Source organism: Cryobacterium psychrophilum, from assembly GCF_004365915.1.
Lineage (GTDB): Bacteria > Actinomycetota > Actinomycetes > Actinomycetales > Microbacteriaceae > Cryobacterium > Cryobacterium psychrophilum.
The window spans coordinates 2626746-2645231 of the sequence record NZ_SODI01000001.1 but is presented as its reverse complement, the minus strand read 5'-3'; the positions used below and the strand labels follow the sequence as shown (position 1 = coordinate 2645231).

17 protein-coding genes and 1 tRNA gene are annotated in these 18486 nt (G+C 66.6%); 7 read left to right on the top strand and 11 right to left on the bottom strand.

What is annotated here, in order from left to right; translation table 11 throughout:
* Window positions 1-14 precede the first annotated feature (14 nt).
* From EDD25_RS12365 to EDD25_RS12340, 6 genes are read left to right on the top strand one after another with little or no spacing between them, the layout of a single operon-like run.
* Entirely contained in the window at window positions 15-1883 is a 1869-nt protein-coding gene (locus EDD25_RS12365) for a metallophosphoesterase (RefSeq protein WP_134173538.1), read from the top strand.
* On the top strand, window positions 1880-2950 hold the full coding sequence (locus EDD25_RS12360; protein ID WP_134173537.1) for an alpha/beta hydrolase: 1071 nt from the start codon (window positions 1880-1882) through the stop codon (window positions 2948-2950). The genes EDD25_RS12365 and EDD25_RS12360 overlap by 4 nt, the downstream gene beginning before the upstream one ends.
* Window positions 2947-3927 (top strand): acetoacetate decarboxylase family protein, encoded by a 981-nt coding sequence (locus tag EDD25_RS12355; RefSeq protein ID WP_134173536.1) that lies wholly within the window; start codon window positions 2947-2949, stop codon window positions 3925-3927. Before EDD25_RS12360 ends, EDD25_RS12355 begins: the two co-directional genes overlap by 4 nt.
* A 7-nt stretch (window positions 3928-3934) precedes the next feature.
* A complete protein-coding gene (locus tag EDD25_RS12350) occupies window positions 3935-4435 on the top strand; it encodes a DUF1772 domain-containing protein (RefSeq protein ID WP_134173535.1) in 501 nt (166 codons plus the stop codon).
* Window positions 4432-4872, top strand: a complete 441-nt coding sequence (locus EDD25_RS12345) for a hypothetical protein (RefSeq protein WP_134173534.1) — start codon at window positions 4432-4434, stop codon at window positions 4870-4872. The genes EDD25_RS12350 and EDD25_RS12345 overlap by 4 nt, the downstream gene beginning before the upstream one ends.
* Window positions 4869-6206, top strand: a complete 1338-nt coding sequence (locus EDD25_RS12340) for a patatin-like phospholipase family protein (RefSeq protein WP_134173533.1) — start codon at window positions 4869-4871, stop codon at window positions 6204-6206. The genes EDD25_RS12345 and EDD25_RS12340 overlap by 4 nt, the downstream gene beginning before the upstream one ends.
* A gap of 69 nt (window positions 6207-6275) precedes the next feature.
* Here the strand turns inward: EDD25_RS12340 and EDD25_RS12335 are convergent, their stop codons facing one another.
* The 3 genes from EDD25_RS12335 to EDD25_RS12325 all read right to left on the bottom strand — a co-directional run bounded on the left by EDD25_RS12335 (window position 6276) and on the right by EDD25_RS12325 (window position 8809).
* Window positions 6276-7253, bottom strand: coding sequence for a ribose-phosphate diphosphokinase (locus EDD25_RS12335; RefSeq protein ID WP_134173532.1), 978 nt, complete (start codon window positions 7251-7253; stop codon window positions 6276-6278).
* On the bottom strand, window positions 7254-8696 hold the full coding sequence (glmU, locus tag EDD25_RS12330) for a bifunctional UDP-N-acetylglucosamine diphosphorylase/glucosamine-1-phosphate N-acetyltransferase GlmU (protein WP_134173531.1): 1443 nt from the start codon (window positions 8694-8696) through the stop codon (window positions 7254-7256).
* Between the two features lie 41 nt (window positions 8697-8737).
* Window positions 8738-8809, bottom strand: a tRNA-Gln gene (locus EDD25_RS12325).
* Between the two features lie 91 nt (window positions 8810-8900).
* Between EDD25_RS12325 and EDD25_RS12320 the strand changes: the two genes are divergently transcribed.
* A complete protein-coding gene (locus EDD25_RS12320) occupies window positions 8901-9392 on the top strand; it encodes a MarR family winged helix-turn-helix transcriptional regulator (protein WP_134173530.1) in 492 nt (163 codons plus the stop codon).
* A 30-nt stretch (window positions 9393-9422) separates the two neighbouring features.
* Here the strand turns inward: EDD25_RS12320 and EDD25_RS12315 are convergent, their stop codons facing one another.
* The 8 genes from EDD25_RS12315 to guaB1 form a co-directional block, all read right to left on the bottom strand.
* Window positions 9423-9989, bottom strand: coding sequence for a YdeI/OmpD-associated family protein (locus EDD25_RS12315; protein ID WP_134173529.1), 567 nt, complete (start codon window positions 9987-9989; stop codon window positions 9423-9425).
* Window positions 9990-10031: 42 nt separating this feature from the next.
* On the bottom strand, window positions 10032-11516 hold the full coding sequence (locus tag EDD25_RS12310; protein ID WP_134173528.1) for an HNH endonuclease signature motif containing protein: 1485 nt from the start codon (window positions 11514-11516) through the stop codon (window positions 10032-10034).
* A 422-nt stretch (window positions 11517-11938) separates the two neighbouring features.
* Window positions 11939-12247, bottom strand: coding sequence for a thiamine-binding protein (locus EDD25_RS12305; protein ID WP_134173527.1), 309 nt, complete (start codon window positions 12245-12247; stop codon window positions 11939-11941).
* Window positions 12248-12257: 10 nt separating this feature from the next.
* A complete protein-coding gene (locus EDD25_RS12300) occupies window positions 12258-13490 on the bottom strand; it encodes a glycosyltransferase 87 family protein (RefSeq protein ID WP_134173526.1) in 1233 nt (410 codons plus the stop codon).
* 40 nt (window positions 13491-13530) lie between these two features.
* Window positions 13531-14412: an ADP-dependent NAD(P)H-hydrate dehydratase gene (locus EDD25_RS12295; protein ID WP_134173525.1), complete on the bottom strand. Its 882-nt coding sequence runs from the start codon at window positions 14410-14412 to the stop codon at window positions 13531-13533.
* 60 nt (window positions 14413-14472) lie between these two features.
* Window positions 14473-15510, bottom strand: coding sequence for a hemolysin family protein (locus EDD25_RS12290; RefSeq protein WP_134173524.1), 1038 nt, complete (start codon window positions 15508-15510; stop codon window positions 14473-14475).
* Window positions 15507-16871: a hemolysin family protein gene (locus EDD25_RS12285; protein WP_134175446.1), complete on the bottom strand. Its 1365-nt coding sequence runs from the start codon at window positions 16869-16871 to the stop codon at window positions 15507-15509. Before EDD25_RS12285 ends, EDD25_RS12290 begins: the two co-directional genes overlap by 4 nt.
* A gap of 108 nt (window positions 16872-16979) precedes the next feature.
* Complete coding sequence (guaB1, locus tag EDD25_RS12280; RefSeq protein ID WP_134173523.1) at window positions 16980-18419, bottom strand: GMP reductase; 1440 nt, start codon at window positions 18417-18419, stop codon at window positions 16980-16982.
* Window positions 18420-18486: the final 67 nt, after the last annotated feature.

The window sequence follows — 18486 nt, the reverse complement described above, 5'->3', positions numbered from 1 at the left end:
AGGAGAAGGCACCGATGAAGAGACGCACTCTCGCTCGCCATGAGAAGGAGCTCGGTTTCCTGCCGGAGGACCGCGTGCGGTGGCTCGCACCCGGTCAGCTGCTGCGCACGGCCGTGCAGGTCGTGCTCGCCGAGATCTTCGCCAATTATGGGGACAAGCGCGAGTTGCAGGAGGTCTTCTCGAAGCGCCGGCTACGGCTGAAGGAACGTCCGCGGGGCGACCTATGGATCGACTTCACGGCCGACCTCGGTGACGGCTTCGACGCCACTGCGAGCGTCGCGTCGCTCCTCGGTCAGGATGAGCTGTCCGTGCGTTCGCCGGGCGATTCCGGGCTGACAGCGACCCTGCCCCGCGGGCACCTGCTCATCCTCGGCGGCGACGAGGTCTATCCCACCGCCTCGGCGAGCGGCTACGAGAACCGTACCCTCGGCCCCTACGCCGCAGCGCTCCCCGCCGATACCGCCCTGCGCCCGGGCAACCAGCATCCGAGCCTGCTCGCCCTGCCCGGTAATCATGACTGGTACGACGGGCTCAGCGCGTTTCTGCGCATTTTCAGGCGACCGCGGCGACTCGGCGCCTGGCACGCCATTCAGACGCGCAGCTACTTCGCTCTTCGCCTGGGCCACGGCTGGTGGCTCGCGGGCCTCGACAGTCAACTGGGTGAATACATCGACGAACCACAGCTGAACTACTTTCGCCAGCAGCTGACCAACCGGCTGCGCCCGGGGGACGCGATCATTCTCTGCACGGCATCCCCCACCTGGGTGGGCACCAAAACGCACGACCCCGACGCCTTCAACCAGCTGCACTACTTCGAGCGGCATTTTCTGCGCAACCGATACGACCCCGATACCGGAACGAGCAGGCCCACGGGGGCGCACGTGCGTGTCTGGCTCAGCGGGGATTCCCACCACTACACGCGGTACGAGCAGGTGCCGCCACGCCATGCCGCCAAAGAGCCGTCCGGGTGGCCGACCGGCGCCCGGGATCCCCGCGCAACCCAGCTCATCACCTGTGGGCTCGGCGGCGCCTTCCTCGCCGCAACACACAAATTACCGTCTGCTCTGACCCTCCCGTCTCCGCAGTCGCGCATGCGCGACAAAGACCAGCAGGGCACCGAGTACCGGCAAGCGCCCACAACGTACCCGGATAGGGCGAGCTCGCTCCGGATGAGTGCCCGCACCGCCAACCCCTTCAGTCGATTCTGGCTCGGCTGGCGCAATCCCACCTTCCCGCCGCTCCTCGGCGGCCTGCACCTGCTCGTGTTCCTTCCGCTCGTCTGGCTGCTCGGCATCAACCAGCCGGGTACCGTTCCCTCGCCGATGCCGAACGACGACGCCGCCGCGAGCCGTCTCGACGTGAGCGGGATTCTCATGATCCTGACCGCGGCGGTTCTGCTGGTCTCGATCGTCGCTGCCGTGTCCCCGCGCGAATGGCTGCCCCGCACCGCTCCGGCGGTGGCCGCCGTGGGCCTCCAGATCACCGTGCTTCTTACCCTCGTGATCCTGACCCTCTCGGTTCCCTGGCCGATCACCTGGTCTGGCGCCGAGAACGTGGTCGTCGCCGCGATCATCGTGGGCGCGGGCGGAGCCCTGCTCGGCACCGAAGTGTTCGCCCTCTTCACCCTGACCCAGCGCTCCGGCGGCATCTTCACCTGGCAGATGTCGAGCCAGGCCGTCGAAGACCACAAGGGTTTCCTGCGCATGCGACTGCACCGCAACGGAGACCTCGAGATCTTCCCTCTCGTCATCGACACTGTGTGCCGTGACTGGACCCTCGTCGACGCCGCAAACGGCCAGAAGCGGCCCGTCCCCAGTTCACCCCTCACGCCGCGACTTCTTGAGCCGCCCATCCTCGTCTCCCGAAAAGGCTTCCGCGCATGACATCACCACTCGCCACACCCGCACCGGTCACCCGCGCCGACCATGTGACGCAGGTCATTCCACTCACCGCTCCCGACGGCGCGCCGCTCTCCCTCGTGCACGTCACCACAGCGGGCATTCGACGCCATCCGCCCCGGGGGCCGGTCATGCTCGTGCACGGTGCCGGGGTGCGTTCGGAGCTGTTCCGCCCTCCGCTCAAACGCACGCTCGTGGACGCCCTGCTCGATCAGGGCTGGGACGTGTGGATGTTCAATTGGCGGGCATCCATCGACTTCGACCCGCTGCCGTGGACGCTGGACGACGCGGCCGTGTACGACTACCCCACGGCCGTCGCGCACATTCTGCGCGCCACCGGCGCCGATACCCTCAAGGCCGTCGTGCACTGCCAGGGTTCCACGTCGTTCACGATGGCAGCCGTCGCCGGCCTGCTCCCCCAGGTCGATACCGTCATCACCAACTCGGTGTCGCTGCACCCGGTTGTTCCGGCCCTGTCACGCTTCAAAATCACGCGGCTCGCGCCCATCGTGAATCATTTCAGCCCATACCTCAACACCGCTTGGGGCTACAAGTCCAACGGATACTTCTCCCGCGTCGTGCGCGGCCTGGTGCGAGCCAGCCACCCCGAGTGTGACAACACCGTCTGCCGCATGGTGAGCTTCACCTACGGCAGCGGACACCCGGCGCTCTGGGCACACCGTAACCTCGACCAGGCCACGCACGACTGGATCACCGGCGAATTCGCCGAGTCGCCCATGACGTTCTTCGCCCAGATGAAGAAGTGCCTCGATGCCGGCCATCTCGTTCACTCAGGCGTGCACAACGAGCTGCCCGTCGACCTCACGGCTGCGGCCCCGCAGACCGACGCGCGTTTCGTCTTTCTCACCGGGGCCGACAACCGCTGTTTCCTGCCCGAAAGTCAGCGCCGCAGCTATGAGTTCTTCAACCGGCATCGCCCCGGAAAAGATACCTTTCACCTCATTCCGCGCTACGGGCACCTCGACGTGTTCTTCGGGGTCAACGCGTGGCGCGACACCTACCCGATCATCGAAAGGGAGCTGGCACTATGAACGCCGCCACCGCGGCCCTGGGCCGTTCGCTGCAGGGTCTCCTCCAGGGCACGCTTTTGCGTCTGCCCTCTCCCGTGCCGGAACGTCAGGCACGGCTCACCGGCCAACACGCGCTCGTTGACGGTATCCCGTACACGATGCCGGTCAACTCCGATGATTCCCCCGTGCTGATGGCCGCCTTTCCCATTCGGCGTTCAGCGGCCGCTCGTCTGCTGCCCGGCACCGAACTGCATCCGGTCGGCATCGGGTTTGGCCGCGGACTACTCGTTGTGACGGTGGTCAACTATCTCGCCACCGACATCGGCACATACATCGAGTACTCCCTCGCCATCGCCGTGACGCACGGGTCGAAACCCGCCCCGCCCCTGCTGCCGGCACTGCTTATGGGCACCTACGGCACGGGCCAGTACGTGGTCGACCTTCCGGTGAGCTCCGAGATCTCCGTGAAGGGCGGCAAGGGTATCTGGGGCATGCCCAAGCACCAGGCCAACCTCGACTTCCTCGTGACCCCGAAGAAGGTCTCCGCGATGTATGCCGTCAATGGCATGCACGGGTGCACGATCGACATCAAACGCCCGCCGCACACGAACCTCCCGCTCAAGCTCGCGGCGGTCAACTACTGCGCCTTCCGCGGCCAGCTGATGAAGTCCTCCATTTACTTCGAGGCCCGAGCGGATGTCGCGGTCGGCCGCCGGGCGCAGGCGCGACTGGTTCTCGGCGACGCGCCCGGCGTTCAGGCGTTGAAGACGCTGCACGTCGCCCGCAAACCCCTCTTCACCGCGTATATGCCCGAGGCGCACGGTGTGCTCGACGACCACTACGAGGGATGGTTCCTCACGGCGGACACGAGCGAGCTCGCGGCATCGGGTCACCGCGGTGACGGCCTGGGGAGCGTTGTGCACCTGACGAACAGCCAGCAGTGGCTCGCGCCGCCTCGACGGCACACCTCCGACCGCGGCAGCGACGTAGAGATGTGAGGACACGATGCGTGAAGCCGGACCCGGCGGGTGGCTGCTGCTCGTCAACGCCCTGTATTTTCTCTTCGGGGCCACGATGTACATGGGCACGATGTGGGTGCTCAAGTTCTTTCTGTACCCCACCTGGCGGGGACTCACCCCGGAGACCGAACCGGTTCACTTCGCCATTCCCACGCTCGCGGCCACGAAGTTCTTCACCTTCGTCGTTCCGCTCATGCTGGTGGCCGGCGCGGTGCTCGTGGTGTCGGAGTGGGGCCACCCGCGCGTGTGGCTCAGCTGGGTGTGCGTGGCGGGAATCATCTTCCTGACCTACGTGGGCCAGGTGCTGATCATCCCGATCAACAAGAAGATTCGAGCCGGCACGTACGCGGGGGTCGACGAGCTGCGCGCGTTGCTCCGGCGCTGGATGTGGCTCAACGACCTGCGATTCTACGGTTCCACGGTGTTGTGGCTCGTGATTGTGGGCTACATCGTCGACAAGGGACAGCTCGCGGCGGCGTTCTCATGAACCGGCCAGTGAGCCGACGGCCGACGAGCGTGCGGGACTGGCTGCGGCAGCATCCGCTGCGGAGCGTACTGGTCGTTCTCGCCCTGATCACCGCGATCACCGGCGTCGCCGAGATTGTGGTGCCGCGCGGGCTGCTGGTCCTGCTCGGGGCGAGCCCCACGCCGCTCGCCGCCCAGCTGTTCGGCACCGTCGGACTGTTCATGCTGGTCGTGGGCGGGCTGCTCACCCGGTCGCTCCTGCGGCAGGTTCCGAACCGCGATGTGGTGCTCTGGGCGGGCGTGCAGAAGTTCGGTGCGGTCGTGGCGGTGTCGATCGGCGTCGCCAATGAGCTCTTCGGGCCGATTGCGTTGCTCGTGGCCCTGTTTGACCTGGCGACCGCCGTGCTGCTCTTTGTCTACGGGAGGCGGCTGCGCACTGCAGACGACGACCGATCATGAAACGATCCCTGGTGCTGGCCGGCGGGGGCATGCGTGTGGCGTGGCAGACCGGGGTGGTCAAGGCCCTCACCGAGGAGGGACTCAGTTTCGACCATTACGACGGAACGAGTGGCGGAATCCTCACGGCAGCAATGCTGCTCTCCGGGCTTCGCGCCGACGACATGGTGGCGCTGTGGAGCGCGCTCGACGTGGGCGACTTTGCCTCGGGGCTGCCGCTGAAGGAGTATTTGAAGGGGCCGTGGTCGCTTCAGGCGTTCGGGGACGCCGACGGGATTCGCGACCAGGTGTTCCCGGGACTCGGAATCGACGTGGCCCGCATCCGCTCGACAGACATTGCGGGCACGTTCAACGTGGCCGATTTCACGCACAAGCGATCGATCGCCTTCGAGGCGGGCGAGATCGACGCCGAGCTGCTCGCCGCAGGAATGTCGCTGCCCATTTTCATGACGCCGCTGCGCCGCGACGGCGTGGTGTACACCGATGCGGTGTGGATTAGGGACGCCAACGTGGCGGAGGCCCTGCGTCGTGGCGCGGAGGAGATCTGGCTCGTGTGGTGCATTGGCAACACGGGCTACTACGGCGATGGGCCGCTCGAACAGTACGTGCACATGATCGAGATGAGCGCCACCGGGGCGTTGCTCGCGGACTTCGCCGAGGCCGCCGCGGCGGGGCGGCGCTTCGTGCTGCACGTGGTGAAGCCGCAGCATCCGCTGCCGCTGGATCCCGAGTATTTTCTCGGCCGCATCAGCACCGATTCCCTCATCGCGATGGGGTATCGGGATGCCCGTGCCTACCTGGATGCGGCAAGTCCGACGGGTGTACCGGCGGATGCGGCGTGCACCGCCATGACGGAGCATGCGCCGGGCATCCGCTACGTCGAAGGGCTCAGCGCCAAGGTGCACGGTGTGCGACTGACCCTGTCGGTCACCGTCGTTCTGCCGCTGCCCGGTGAATCGGCCGTTCCGGAGCTCGCGGGCTTTCTCGACTACGCCCCATGGGGCGCACGAATTTTCCTGGCCGGCGGGGCCGTCGACATCGACGGGGCGCGTGTGACCTACACGGCGCGGATTCTGCACGACGGAGCGTGGCTGCGCCTGAGCGCCCGACGGGACCTGACGGACGACCCCGGCTGGGATGCCTGGGGCGATATGAACACGGTGGAGCTCGCCGTGCACGACGCGCAGGACACCCTCGTGCTCTCCTCAGACCTGACGCTCGGGGTGCGCGGTCTGCGGCGCCTCGTGGCCAGTGTCGAGCCGGTCGGCACGCATGGACTCGTGAGCCGGGCCGACGCGATTCGCCGCGTACTCGTGAAGGTGCTCGGTCGAAACTAGCGGTGCCACACACAGCACGGGGGCCGGTCATCGAAGCACGATGACCGGCCCCCGCAGGGAGAACGCAGGCTACGCGGCGCCGTCAAACATTGAGGTGACGGAACCCTCGTCGAAGACCTCGTGAATCGCACGCGCCAGCAGCGGGGCGATCGGCAGGACGGTGAGCGTGGGGAAGCGCTTCTCCTCCGGGATCGGGAGCGTGTCGGTGACGACGACGGCCGAGATGGCGGGGTTCTGCAGCATGTCAACGGCCGGGTCGCTGAACACGGCGTGCGTGGCAGCGACGACAACGCCGATGGCGCCGGCATCGCGCAGCGCCTCGGCGGCCAGGGCGATCGTGCGGCCGGTGTCGATCATGTCATCGACGAGCAGGCAGACACGTCCCTCCACCTGGCCGACGATCTCGTGTACCGAGACGCGGTTGGGGACGAGCGGGTCGCGACGCTTGTGGATGATGGCGAGGGGAACCCCGAGGCGGTCACTCCAGATGTCGGCGACGCGAACGCGGCCCATGTCGGGCGAGACAACGGTGAGGGTTGCGGGGTCGAGCTTCTCGCGGAAGTGCTCAAGCAGCACCGGCATCGCGAAAAGGTGGTCGACGGGGCCGTCGAAGAAGCCCTGGATCTGTGCGGCGTGCAGGTCGATCGACATGATGCGATCGGCTCCGGCAACCTTGAACAGGTCGGCGACGAGGCGGGCAGAGATCGGCTCGCGACCGCGACCCTTCTTGTCCTGCCTGGCGTAGGGATAGAACGGCGCGACGACGGTGATCCGCTTCGCCGAGGCGCGCTTGAGGGCGTCGACCATGATGAGCTGTTCCATCAACCACTCGTTGATCGGCGCCGTGTGCGACTGGATGACGAACGCGTCGGAGCCGCGAACGCTCTCATCGAACCGTGCGTACAGCTCACCGTTGGCGAAGGTGCGCGCATCGGTCTGGAGCAGTTCCGAGCCAAGCTCCGTGGCGATGTCGACGGCAAGCTGTGGATGCGCCCGCCCCGAGACCAATACAAGTCGCTTATCGCCGCTGGTCTTGATTTCAGACACTTATTCTCCGCTCTCGGTACTTCTCTGGCTTGCGGCCTGGGCCGCATCAGCGGCCGTGCCGGGGCGGTTGGTGTGAACCCAACCGTCCATGTTGCGTTGCGGTGCAACGTTGATGGCCAGCGCCCCCGCCGGCACGTTCTTTCGAACGACCGAACCCGCTCCCGTATATGCTCCATCGCCAATTGTAATCGGCGCCACGAAGACGTTGTGTGACCCGGTTCGCACATGCGACCCGATGTTCGAGTGGTGCTTGGCTACACCGTCGTAATTGGCGAAGATGGTTCCAGCGCCGATGTTCGATCCCTCACCCACCACGGCGTCGCCCACGTAACTGAGGTGCGGCACCTTGCTGCCCGCACCGATCGTGGCGTTCTTGGTCTCCACGAAGGCGCCGATCTTGCCGTCTGCGCCGAGCAGCGTACCGGGCCGCAGGTACGAGAACGGGCCAACGGATGCTCCCGCCGCGATCACAGCGAGCGTCGCGTCCGTGCGCTTCACGACCGCTCCCTCACCGATCTCGCAATCCGTAAGGGTCGTGTCAGGGCCGACGATCGCGCCCGTCTCGACCACGGTGGAACCAAGGATCTGGGTTCCCGGCAGGATGGTGACGTCGGGCGCGAGCTTCGCTTTGAGATCGATCCACGTCGTCGCCGGGTCCTGGATGGTGACCCCGGCAAGCTGCCAGCCGCGCACGATGAGTTGGTTGAGGGCAAGGGCCGCGTCGCTGAGCTGCGCGCGATCGTTGATGCCGGCAACGAGCCAGGCTTCCTCAACGGGGACCGCGGCTACCTCGGCACCGGCCTGACGCAGCAAACCGATCACGTCGGTGAGGTACTTCTCACCCTGAACGTTCTCGGTTGTCAGCTGGGCGAGCTGCTCACGCAAGGCCGCGAATCCGAAGAGATATACGCCGGCGTTGATCTCGTCAATCGCCCGCTCATTGGCGCTGGCGTCTTTCTGTTCCACGATGCGGTCGAACGATCCCTGGGCGGACCGCACGATGCGTCCATAGCCGGTGGAGTCGTCGGGGAAGGCGGAGAGCACCGTTCCGGCGGCGGCGCTCGAGCGGTGCGCGTTGATGAAGGTGGCGAGGGTGGCGGCATCCAGCAGGGGTACGTCACCGTTGATCACGAGCACGTCACCGTCAAACCCGGCGGGCAGAGCGGCGATGGCCTGCTCCACGGCGCGGCCGGTGCCCGGGACCTCGTCCTGGTCGACGATGAGGCTCTCCGGCAGCTCCTCGGCAACGACGGCGACGAGGCGATCGCGCTCGTGGCGCACGACGGTCACGATGTGGGCCGCATTGAGCGAGCGAGCCGTCGCGAGCACGTGACTCACGATGGGGAGCCCGGCCAGCGGGTGCAGCAGCTTCGGGAGGCTGGATTTCATTCGCGTGCCCTGGCCGGCGGCGAGCACGATGATGGCGAGGTGGGCGTCTGTCACGGGGATGTCCTCTGCGTGTTTACATATGGGAGAAAATAGTGCTCCGCCGCCAGGACTCGAACCTAGACCTAACAGCTCCAAAGGCTGTCGTGCTGCCATTACACCACGGCGGAAGGCGTCAGCCGAGAGCTGACGACACTCTCAAGTGTGCCAGATGACGGGGCCCGCACGCTCCCCCACGGCCACACCCGGGATAATGGAGCAATGCCTGACCATGATGAAGTAGACCGGATCGTAGTTTCATGGCTGCGCGAACGACCGGATCTCGACTTCGCCCCGCTCCAGGTTCTCTCGCGGGTGGCCCGCCTGGCCAAGCACCTCGACCGGGCCCGCCGCACGGCCTTCTCCCGGTCAGAACTGCAATCCTGGGAATTTGACGTGCTTTCCGCGCTGCGCCGGGCCGGCGCACCCTACGAGCTCAGCCCCAAGTCGCTGCTGCAGCAGACGCTCGTGTCGAGCGGCACCATGACCAACCGCATCAACGGGCTCGTCGAACGCGGCCTGGTCACTCGCCACACCGATCCTCACGATGGTCGCGGCATCCTCGTGGGCATGACTCCGGGGGGCCTCACGAGAGTGGATGCCGCCATCACTCGACTCGTGGACGCCGAGGCCGCGCTGCTGAGCACCCTCTCCACGAGCGAGCAGGACCGCCTCGCCACCCTCCTCCGCAAGCTCAGCCTCAGCTTCGACTGATTGTGCACCAACCGGTGAAATGGACATTCTCTACACTGCGTCTATGAGCTTGCCGTTCTTCGACAGTTCAGGGTCGGTGCAGGATGCGAGATCGAAGCAACAAGGCCGTCGCTTGCCAGATCGAAGCTTCAAAAGACCAACCTCGACGCGCCGCTGGCGAGTCTGAACGTTCTTGGTGGCGTTTATCCAGCGCACCCATTCCCAGCGCGCCATCGGCGTGATGTCCCTCCAGAGCTCGGAGACGTCGGGAGCGCCCGCCAGCGCCTCCTGGAAGTCTTTCGGCATCTCGGGTTCGGGCCACGCTTTGGACACGTGGAGTTCAACCTCCACCGTATCGCCGACGCTGAGAGCCACGGCCTGTCGCACATTTTTGTCGACCTGAAGCCAATGGCCCCGCATCCCATCCGGTTCGAGAACTGTCTCGAAGGCTTGGCGGTTCAGTATTCCGGTGACCGCCACCTGGCCGCGGGATGGCAGCTGGGCGCTTGCCTCTTTAGGCAACTTCACGATGGGCCGGTCAGCGATCGTCAGCAGTGTCGCTTCAAAGCGGACGGCAGGCGCACCGGGAGAAGTGCGCTCAGGTGTTCTCTCAGCCATGGCGATCATTCTACTGACGGCCTGGCTCGTGGGACGGTGATCTCACCCTTTCGATTTGCTCCACGGCGGGTCACTGCTGGGTGTGTTGGCGCGGTGTGCGGCGGCTGGTCGCCAGGTTCGGGTGGGGTCGAAGAGTACGGGACCGCGCAGGTGGGGCCTCCCGTTGATCATTCGAATGTCCCACCCGGCGGTGTCAATGGTGTGGTGGTGGAACCAGCACAACAGCACACCGTTTTCCACGTCGGTAAGTCCCTGAGATTGCCACGGAATCACGTGGTGCACTTCGCACCAGGCGGCGGCGATTTTGCAGCCGGGGATGACGCAGCCGCCGTCGCGGGCGGCGATCGCGCGGCGCTGGGCGGGGCTGAAGAATCGTTCCTTCGCTGCCAGGTGCAGTACGTGGCCGTCGTCGCCGATGATGACCTGCTGGTAGCCGCCCGCGCACAGCCGCTGGTTTACGCTGCGGAGGCTGATCGGGGCGTCGACGCCGTCGATCCAGCCGACGCCGCGACCGTTCTTCAGGTCGCGGGCGTTCACGTGCACCATCACGACGGGCGCGGCGCCGCCCATGGTCGGGGTTTTCGGGTCTCGGGCGGTCTTTTCGAACACCGCCCGCAGAATGTCGGCGCATTTCTCCCCGCCGGTGCGGTCGTCGACGGCTTCTTCGGCGCCGGGGATGAGTTCCCCGGCCTCCAGGCGCGCCTGGTCCTCCGCCGACGGGAACGCCGGTGCCGCGTGGGCTGACAGGAACGTGTTGAACACGCCGTTCATCACGCCGCGGAGGTCGGGCGTCACGCCGCCGCGCAGCGGATACAGCCCATCCCGCAGGAGCCCGAACCCGAACGTGCTCTTCGCGGCGGTCTTGTCGTCGCTCGGCGCGGCCCCATCGGGGTCGAGCATCGCCGCCCATTCGTGGGCCTGCGCCCGAATGAGGTCGGCACTGAACGCGATCCCCGCGCCCGGGAGGCCCTCGGTCTCCGGGGTGATCGCCCCGGTCGCCGACGCCACCAGGGCGCGTTCGGCCCGGTCGAGGTCATCGGGGGCGACCCGGGTCGAAATCTGTTCCAGTGCGGTCACGATCACGTCGGCGGCGTCGATGCCGAGTTCCCCAGCGGCCAGACTCTCGGCGACGGCGGGGTGCAGCACCGGCACAACCTGCCCGACCAGGCCGCTGGTCGCGGACGAGACCCCGGTGATGGTGCCGCCGAGGCGCATCCGCCGCTTCGCCTCGCTACTCGAGATACGCGTCACCCCGGTGATCAGTTCGAACTTGCCGCGGCATCCGTTCTTCCAGGCGAGCGAGTCATGCCCGAGGCCGGAATCGGCGCGAAACCCGACATGGGCCGCGGAGCTGATCCGGCCACCATCCACCCGACGCCCCACGGCCTCCAACGCGCCCATCACGCTGAGTGCATCGTCCTCATCGAGGAGGCTGAATTGCACTCCGGCGAGGGCGGCCGTGACGAGTTCGCCGGCCTGCAGTAGCAGGGCGACCATCTCAGCTCCGGACTTCACCGTCGTGAACATACCCCCATTTTAGCGCGAATCGAACGTAAAAGCGAGAGTTGCTCACCTGTTTCTTTATAGACCTTAGTAAGTAATTCTGCCAGCCGAAGTCCGCAAACGAGCCCGCCAGCGGCCCCACGGGCGCGGTTGGCGCCGGTTCCGGGCGCCAACGCAGCCCGCCTACCGGCCAATCCTCGGCCCGGAGATGGGCACCCAGCGCGCCCAGCGCCGCACTCCGAACGCGCCCCCGGCATCCGCCCCCCTGGTTGCTACTTCAGGAGATCCGCGGTCGACAGTACCCGACCGCCGCGTAGTCTCGCGGGCGAGCGGATGTTCCCGGCCGGATCTCCTGAAGTAGCAACATCACCCAGCGAGCGAGCGTGCGAGCGAGCGTGCGAGCGCCCGAGCCGCCCCGAGCATCCGTTTGCCAGGTCGCCTGGCTGCTACGCGTCGGAAGTGAGGGCAGCCTCGAGACGCTCGACCTTGCCGGTGAGCTCGCCGGTGCGCCCGGGACGGATGTCTGCCTTCAGCACGAGGGAAACGCGTGGCCCAAACGCGCCCACCGCGTCGGTCGCGGCCTTGACCACGGCAAAGACCTCGTCCCAGCTGCCCTCGATGGTCGTGAACATGGAATCGGTGTGATTGGGCAGCCCGGAGTCACGCACAACCTTAACAGCGGCGGCAACAGCGTTGTGCACCGATCCCTCTTCGTCCTGGGCTCCGGACGGGGCAACCGAGAATGCAACCAGCATGAGAACTCCTTTAGTCGAGCGGTGACACCCGTTCCAACGCGGGTGAGCTTTCGCTCCTGCGATCGTACGACCACAGTTCACGCACCGCCCACCCAAGCAGCACGATTTCGAGCAGGTTGCGCACGGTGAGCACAAGCACCAGCGCCGGGTCGGCCACAATCAACCAGGCGTAGAGATAGGGGTAGACGAGCTGGGTGAGGGCCGCCATCCCGATGGCGAGCAGGGCCGGTGTGTGCCAAGCGGAGCCGTGCCACACCAGCCCGAGGATGACGGCGCCCGCGAGCCAGGAGATGAACTGCGGCGAGCCCACCTTATTGAAGACCAGGAGCGTCACGGTAAGGGCCAATACGAGCGGGGGAAATACCGTCGCGAAGGCCGCACCGGCGCGTCTGGCCCGGGCGCCGAGAAGCACGACGATCGCGACCATCGCGGCCATGAGCGGGGTCATGACCCTGCTCGCGGCGACCACGCCGTGCCCCCGCACCTGGAACGTGAGGATGTCGCGGTCGTAATACAGCGAACTGCCCGGCACCTGCAGCGCGGTCAGCCACATCCAGACGCCGCCGACGGGCGATTCGATCTGAATGCCACGGGACGTCTGCGCGGTGATGAAGCTCAGCACGTTGGCACCGCTGCCGAGAGCGAGCGCGAGGCCCACGATCGCCACGCTGATTCCCGATGCGAGCAGCAGCATCCGCCAGCCTTTGGGCGACAGCACGACAAGTGCGGCAAGCACCGCGGCCGGCCATACCTTCACCCAGGTGGCGAGCACGAGGAGCGTGGTTCCCCAGAACGGCCTGGAGCCGAGCCAGAGCAGTCCGATGATCGCCATCGCAACGGTGATGGCATCGATGCGCGCCAGCGCGATCGGGCCGAGCAGCAACTGGAACCCGAGCCACCACCACGCGGCCGAGACGCGGCGGGCTCGCCGGCCCCGCACGAGCACGAAGAAGGCCACGGCGTCGACCACCGTGACGAGGGCGAACCAGGTGTAGACGTAGAGAGCATCGCCCGCCAGCGACGCGGCAGCGATGGGGACCATGGCAAGCACGGGGTAGACGAACGGCGTCGTGATCCCCATGATCATGCCGTCGCGGAGCCCGTTCGCCCAACCTCGATAGACGACGGCGATGTCACCGAGCGAATTGCCCGGGCCATAGAGCGCCAGGGACACGATGATGACGTGAACGAGAACGAACGCGCCCCAGAGCGGCACGGGTCGATGCGGCATGGGTCGTGGCACCTGATTACTGTAGCGGCAGCGGGCTGCGTTGCCGCAAGGCCTAGTGTTTGCGCTCGGTGGGAACGGCCAGCAGCGCCCGAATGACGGCGGGAACGGCCTCGGCCACGTCGAGTGCCGCGAGCGGTCCGCCGGCCGAAGCGATACCGGCGGCGCGAGCGTGCACCAGCGCGGCGGTGGCGGCCAGGGCGGCGAGAGCGTCGGGATCAGCTTCAATACGTCCCGCGTTGGTGGCAAGAAGCGCCCCGAGGATGCCCCCGAGCACGTCGCCGGAACCGGCCGTCGCCAGCCACGCGGTCGCGTTTGAGACCGTGAGCCTGACACCGGACGGAGTGGCGATGCGGGTCACGCTGCCCTTGAGCAGAACCGTGACACCGAGGTTTCGAGCGGCTCGGGTGGCCCACTCGCCGGGATCGGCCGCGATCTGCCCAGCGGTGACGGTCTTTGTGGTGCCGTTTCGCCCGTTCACAAGAGCGGCGAGTTCCCGGTAGTGCGGGGTGATCACGATCGGTCGCGGGGAATCGCTCCCACCGGCCACACGATCGAGCGCTCCGGCGTCGACCACCGTGGGCAGTCCCTCGGCGAGCGCCGCGTCGAGGGCGCGGGTCACCGTCTCACCGCGGGTGTCCGCGTTGATTCCCGAGCCGAGCAGCCAGGCCTGCACGCGCCCGGCAACCGTCACAACCTCCGGTCTCCGCTGCAGCACGAGGTCGCTGGCCCGTCCCGGTCCCAGGTAGCGCACCATGCCCACGCCCGTGCGCGCGGCGGCTTCCGCGCCGAGCACGGCCGCGCCCGGGTAATCCTTCGATCCCGTGCGCATGCCGAGCACACCACGCGTGTACTTGTCATCCGCAGGGCCGGGGACACGGATCCAGTTGCGCGCCTGCTCAGCGTTCCATTCCAGCCAGCCACGGGGTTTCGCCATGCCCCCACGATAGATTGTTTACCTATCGATCGTGCGAACCAGACCGGCGAAAGCCGGGGGTCACTCGCGGCGAGTGGCGTCCTGCACCTCGCCCACGAGCTCCTCGATGATGTCCTCAAGAAAGAGGATGCCGGTGGTTTCGCCGATCTCGGTGAACGAGCGAGCGAGGTGCGCACCCGAACGACGCATGGTGGCGAGGGCGTCTTCAAGGTCGGTGTCTTCGAAGATGGACGCGAGCTGACGGATGCGCTTGGTCGGGATCTGGTTCTTGTACTCGGCCAGCTCGATGTCGAGCACGTCTTTCAGGTGCACGTAACCCGTGGAATCGCCGGCCTCGTTCACGAGAACGAAGCGCGAGAAACCGTGGCGGGTGACCGCCTTCTCCACGTCGGCCGGGGTGGCCGACTCCGGCAGGCTGATGATGTTGCCGATCGGCACCGCCACGTCGCGCACCTTGCGGGTGGTGAATTCGAACGTGGCGGTGAGCGCACCCGTCCCGTCGAAGAGCACCCCCTCCTTCTTGGACTGCGTGATGATCGTGGCAACCTCATCGAGCGTGTACGTGCTCGTGGCCTCGTTCTTGGGTTGCACCCCGAAAAGACGCAGCACGGCATTGGCCGTGGCATTGAGGGCCACGATCACGGGCGAAAAGATGCGCCCGATGAACACGAGCGGCGGCGCCAGGATGAGCACCGCTCGGTCGGGCACCGAGAATGACAGGTTCTTGGGCACCATCTCACCGAAGACCACGTGCAGGTACGACACGAGCACGAGCGCCACGAGGAACGCGAGTGTGCTGATGAGCTCACCGGGCAGACCGGTCAACTCGAGCGGAACCGCGATCAGGTGGTGGATCGCCGGCTCAGAAACGTTGAGGATCAGCAGTGAGCACACGGTGATACCGAGCTGGGTGGTGGCAAGCATGAGGGTGGCGTGTTCCATCGCCCACAGGGCCGTTTTGGCGCTGCGTTTGCCCGCCTCGGCGAGCGGCTCGATCTGGGAACGGCGCGCGGAGATGACCGCGAATTCGGCACCCACGAAGAATGCGTTGGCCGCGAGCAGCACGATGAGCCAGGCTATTCCCGCCCAATCACTCATGGTTTCGTCACCTCGCTCTTTTTGTCATTCTTCTTCCTGGAATCTGTGGTCGGTTCCGACTCGGGTTTGGGCCCAGGCGCCACCGCCGCCACGGGAGTGAACCGCAAGCGGTCGATCCGGCGCCCATCGAGGCGTTCCACCCGCAGCTCCCCGCCCTCCATGGCCACGGTGTCCCCCACCACCGGCAGTCGGCCGAGCAGGCTCATCACGAATCCGGCCACGGTTTCATACGGGCCGTCGTCGGGGACGGAGAGGCTCGCGCGTTCCAGCAGCTCGTCGGGGCGCAGCATGCCGGGAAACGTCATCGAACCCGGGGAGCGTACAACGCCGGCTCTGGCGCGATCGTGCTCATCGGCGACCTCCCCCACGATCTCCTCCACGAGGTCTTCCAGGGTGGCCACGCCAGCCGTTCCGCCGTACTCGTCGACGACGATGGCCATCTGGTAGCCGCGACCGCGCAGGTCGCCGAGCAGGCTGTCGAGTTTCATCGTTTCGGGCACGCGAACGGCTTCGGTCTGCAGCGCCGACACGGGCACAGCGGCCCGGCGCTGCCGCGGCACGGCCACGGCCTGCTTCACGTGCACGATCCCCACGATATCGTCGGCGCTCTCATCGATCACCGGAAAGCGCGAGTACCCGGTCTGGCGGGTGAGCTCAATGACTTCTTGAGCGGATGCCGTGCGCGAGATGACCGCCACGCGGGGACGCGGCGTCATCACGTCGGATGCCGTGTGTCCGGAGAAGAGCAGGGTGCGATGCAGGAGCGTGGCCGTGTCATTCTCCAGCAGCCCGGCCTTCGCCGAACGGCGCACGAGGGAGGAGAGCTCCTCCGCAGAGCGCGCCCCCGACAGCTCTTCCTTGGGTTCGATGCCCACGGCGCGCAGCAGACCGTTTGCGCTGCCGTTCAGCACAAGAACGGCGGGCTTGAACACGGTCGTGAACAGAGTTTGAGCGGGTATCACGAGCTTCGCCGTCTGAATCGGCAGGGCGAGGGCAAAGTTCTTGGGAACGAGTTCGCCAATGATCATCGACAGCAGCGTAGCGACCACGATCGCCACGATCGTCGCGATCGCCGGCACTGTCGCCGCGGGCAGCCCCACGGCGCCGAGCGGCCCGGACATGAGGGAGGTGAGGGCCGGCTGCATGGCATAACCGGTGAGCAGCGTGGTGAGCGTGATCCCGAGCTGGGCGCTCGAGAGGTGCGTCGACGTAATTCTCAGGGCCGCGATGGTGAGTCCGAGGCGGGTTTCACCGCGATCGCGGCGCGCTTCGAGTTCTGAGCGGTCCAGGTTGACCAGCGCGAACTCGCTTGCGACGAAGATGCCCGTGCCGACGGTGAGAAGCAGACCAAACCCGAGCATTAACCACTCAAGCACGGTCACCACCGTCGCTCACGGGCGAGGGTTTATGTGTGGGTTCTGATGTCGCTGGGGGGTCGTCCATTATTCCCCCAACTATAGCCGACCGCATTACCAGGAGACCGGGAGAGCCTTGCCCTCGTCGTACCCGGCGGCGGACTGCAACCCCACACGCGCCTTCGCGTGAAACTCGCTCACCGAGGTCGCACCGGCATACGTGAACGAGCTGCGCACGCCCGCCGTGATCATGTCAAGCAGGTCCTCAACCGAGGGACGCAGCGGGTCGAGGTAGATCTTCGAGCTGGAGATCCCCTCGGCGAAGAGCGTCTTACGAGCGAGCTCATAGGCGTCGAGCCGGTCGAAGCGACTCTGCACCGCCTTCGTCGAGGCCATCCCCCAGCTTTCCTTGTAGAGGCGACCAGCGGCATCCGTTTTGAGAGTGCCGGGCGCCTCGGCCGTGCCGGCGAACCAGGAGCCAATCATGACGGATGCCGCGCCCGCGGCAAGGGCGAGTGCCACGTCCCTGGGGTAGCGCACCCCGCCATCCGCCCAGACGTGCGCGCCGAGTTCGGAGGCCGCGGCGGCCGTCTCGAGCACCGCAGAGAACTGGGGTCGACCGACCGCCGTCATCATGCGCGTCGTACACATGGCGCCGGGCCCCACGCCGACCTTCACGATGGTTGCTCCCGCAGTGACGAGATGTTGCACGGCCTCGGCCGTCACGACGTTGCCTGCCACGATGGGGAGCCCCAGGTTCAGATCGGCGACGATCTTGAGCGCGCGCATCATGCCCTTCTGGTGGCCGTGCGCGGTGTCAATCACGAGCACATCCACACCGGCGGCGGCGAGGGCGCTGGCCTTCGCCGCCACATTGCCGTTGATGCCGATGGCGGCGGCGACCTTCAGGCGCCCCTGGGTGTCGATGGCAGGGGCATAGAGAGTGGAGCGCAGAGCGCTCTTGCGGCTGAGCGTGCCCACGACGACACCGTGGTGCAGAACGGGGGCGAAATCGAGTTCGGCTTCGGTCATCAGGTCGAAGGCGCGGCGGGGTCCGTCCACGTCGTCGGCGTCGAGCGAGGTCATCGGGCCGCGCAGCAGGTCGCCCAGCCGCGCGTCACCGAGCGCGGTACGCAGCCGGGACGCCACGATGCAGCCGAGGTACTCGCCCTTCGCCGTGTGAATGACCAGTCCCTGCCCGTCGACCGGTGGAACCTGACTCAGCGCCACCTCCACGGTGTCGTCCGGCCCGAACACGAAGGGAGTGTCGAAGCGCACGGACTGGGCCTTCACCCAGCGAATCGCCGCATCGAGATCCTGCAGCCGCATGTCCTGGGGCAGTACGCCCAGCCCCCCGCGGCGGGCCAGCGTCGCTGCAAGGCGGGGGCCGGTGACGGAGTTCATATTCGACGAGACGATGGGGAGTGTGGCTCCGGTGCCGTCCGGCGGGGCGAGCGACACGTCCATACGGCTCGTCACGTTCGATTGGCCTGGTACGAGAAAAACGTCGGAATACGTCAGGTCGCTTGTGGGAGTCGTTCCATAGAACCGCATATAAGAAAGTTAGCCGTTGGCGCGGGGGAACGCAGCCGCCAGTAATGGGATTAGGCTTGATGATCAG